The organism is Desulfobaculum sp. (genome assembly GCF_054921475.1).
The window spans coordinates 1-2,786 of sequence record NZ_JBUDSW010000358.1; the positions used below are offsets into that span (position 1 = coordinate 1).

Consider the following 2,786-nt stretch of genomic DNA (forward strand, 5'->3'; position numbering starts at 1 on the left):
GAACTATGTGGGCATCACCCGCACCACCCAGCGCCTCAAGCGCGCCTATGACGACATGCGCAGCCTCAACAGGCACCTGCAGGACTTCTACAAGCAAACGCCCATCTCCAAGTCCCTCGTGGACCTGTTCCATGGGTGCTACGCCGCGTACATCGTCACCCTCGCGGCCATGCGCAACAAAAACAGCCGGGGCTGTCACTTCCGCAAATAGCCCCAGCCGCCCTCACACAGACGCAACACGGACGCCCCCCATACCGGGAGCGTCCGTTTTTCTTTGGCGCCACCTTCCGCCGCCAAATAGCCGCGCCCAATACAGCCGCATTGCCCCAGCCCCGCCACACACGGGCCGCAACCAGCGCACCAAAAAAGCCGGAACGCACGCGGCGTCCCGGCTTCATCGCTTTTCTTCACATCGCAGCTACTTCACAGGTGTCGCGGCCACGCGCTCCTCCTGCGACATTGCGGCAAGGCGCTTCACCTCGGCCATATCCAGCCCCAGCCCTTCGGCCACGCGGGCGCCGTAGTCCTCATCCGCCAGGAAGAAGAGCGCGCACTGCCTGAGCTGGATGGGCCTCGGGACGCTCCCCATATTGCCCACAATATTGCTGACGAGATTCGTCCGGTCCTGCTCAGACATCACGTGGCGGTACAGGTTCCCCGGTTGGACAAAGTCGTCGTTGGGGTGGTCGAACTCGTAGCGGTCGCCGGGGCCATGCTCTTCAATGGACGGTTCGCCATAGGACGGGTCCGGCGCCGGGCCATGGAAGCTGTTGGGCCAATAGTTCGGCCCCCCACCGCCGTTGGCATCCACGCGCATGTTCCCATCGCGCTGGTAGTTCTGCTCCATGGCGTGTTTCGGCTGGTTCACGGGGATGAGGTGATAGTTCGGCCCAAGGCGGTGCAGGTGCGTATCGTGATACGAGAACAGCCGCCCCTGCAGCATCTTATCCGGAGACACACCAATACCGGGCACAAGGTTGCTCGGGTTGAATGCGGCCTGCTCCACCTCGGCAAAGTAGTTTTCCGGATTCCTGTTCAGCACCAGCTTGCCCACGGTGATGGGCGGCACCTCCTTATGCGGCCAGACCTTGGTGATGTCGAAGATATCCCAGCCAAAGTCCTTGGCCTGCTCGGGGCTGAGAATCTGCATCTCCAGCGTCCACGACGGATGCTCGCCGCGTTCGATGGCGTCGTACAGGTCGCGCGTGGCGTGGTCCGGGTCCTTGCCGCACATTGCCGCCGCCTCGGGGCCGGTCAGGTTCTTGATGCCCTGATCGGTCTTGAAGTGGTACTGCACCCAGAAATACTCGCCCTTGGCGTTGTACCATTTATAGGTATGGCTGGAGTAGCCATTCATGTTGCGGTACGTCGCAGGTGTGCCCCGGTCCGAGAACAGAATCGTCACCTGATGCATGGATTCCGGCGTCAGGGACCAGAAGTCCCACGCCATGGTCGGGTCCTTGAGGTTGGTGGCGGGGTTGCGCTTCTGCGTATGGATAAAGTCCGGGAACTTCAGCGGGTCGCGGATGAAGAAGACCGGGGTGTTGTTGCCGGTCATGTCGTAGTTGCCTTCCTCCGTATAGAATTTCACGGCAAAGCCGCGGGGGTCGCGCTCTGCGTCGGCGCTGCCCTTCTCCCCGCCAACAGTGGAAAAACGCGCGAAAACGTCCGTGCGCTTGCCAACCTTGGACAGGAACGCGGCCTTCGTATACGTGCTCACGTCCGCCGTTACTTCAAAATACCCGTACGCCCCGGCGCCCTTGGCGTGCACAACACGCTCGGGGATGCGCTCCCTATCAAAGTGCGCCAACTTTTCCAGCAGGTGCACGTCCTGCAAAAGCGACGGACCACGGGAACCACTGGTCCACGTATTCAAGTCGTTCCCTACAGGTACGCCAAAAGCCGTTGTCATCTTCTTCTTTGCCATGGAAAACCTCACAATGCATGGATTACAGAACAACAAAACCAAGGACATACGTCCAAGGTGGACTTTCTGATATTCCTCCCATGCATAACACACTCCATGCGCAATGCAAAACACAACACGCGACATGCATACATCACGCAACGCACCCCATCCAGCTCCATCCTCCGCGCAGAAAAGAACAAAGCGGTTGCCGGTCTCTTTTCACCTTGCTACAGTAGGAACTTTGCACGCACGGGTCATCCGGGCGCGCGCCATACGACGCACAATTCACCGCGCAGACGCTAACAGCATCTGCGGCGGTCGCGTGCGTTTTTCCGGCCCTCCACGGGCAAACCCGCAGGAACATCTTGAAGGAAGGATAGCCATGACCAAGGAAGAACGCGAACAGATCGCAACATGCATTCGTGAGGAAATCGAGACCCTCCGCGAAACCGTCGCCCGTCTGGAAGACAGCGCCAAGACCGTTGATCTGGACCAACCCATCGGCAGGCTCTCCCGCATGGACTCGCTGACCAATCAGGGCATCAGCGGCAAAGTGCTGGCCGAGTCCAAGCGCCGAATGCTCGGCCTTGAACGCGCCCTCGCCAATATCGACGATGAGGACTTCGGCCACTGCGAAGAATGCGGCGAACCCATCCCCGTCCGCCGACTCCTCATCATGCCCGAAGCCTCCCTCTGCGTGGATTGCGCCGAGTAGCCGCGCCCAATACGACACACGACAAACGGGCGCCGGGAGTAACACTCCCAGCGCCCGTTTTTTCATCTCGCCTCGCCTCGTCGGCTTGCGGCAGAAGAAAAAGAAGCCTCCGGCGGGTCAAGGGCCGTGGGCCCTTAACGATCCCGTTTATACGCCAGTCAT

At 60.3% G+C, this 2,786-nt stretch carries 2 protein-coding genes and 1 pseudogene; 2 read left to right on the forward strand and 1 reads right to left on the reverse strand.

Features of this window, described 5'->3' with window-relative positions; genetic code table 11:
* Nucleotides 1-211 (forward strand): annotated as a pseudogene (locus tag ACY69P_RS15855) (L-aspartate oxidase); the annotation flags it as partial.
* Between the two features lie 207 nt (nt 212-418).
* On the opposite strand, the gene ACY69P_RS15860 reads toward ACY69P_RS15855, so the two are convergent.
* Nucleotides 419-1,927, reverse strand: coding sequence for a catalase (locus ACY69P_RS15860; RefSeq protein WP_462328182.1), 1,509 nt, complete (start codon nt 1,925-1,927; stop codon nt 419-421).
* 364 nt (nt 1,928-2,291) lie between these two features.
* Between ACY69P_RS15860 and ACY69P_RS15865 the strand changes: the two genes are divergently transcribed.
* A complete protein-coding gene (locus ACY69P_RS15865; RefSeq protein WP_462328183.1) occupies nt 2,292-2,624 on the forward strand; it encodes a TraR/DksA family transcriptional regulator in 333 nt (110 codons plus the stop codon).
* Nucleotides 2,625-2,786: the final 162 nt, after the last annotated feature.

Bases quoted from the DNA above. Each gene is read 5' to 3' on its own strand.
- ACY69P_RS15860 (WP_462328182.1), bottom strand. From the start codon at position 1,927: ATGGCAAAGAAGAAGATGACAACGGCTTTTGGCGTACCTGTAGGGAAC.
- ACY69P_RS15865 (WP_462328183.1), top strand. From the start codon at position 2,292: ATGACCAAGGAAGAACGCGAACAGATCGCAACATGCATTCGTGAGGAA.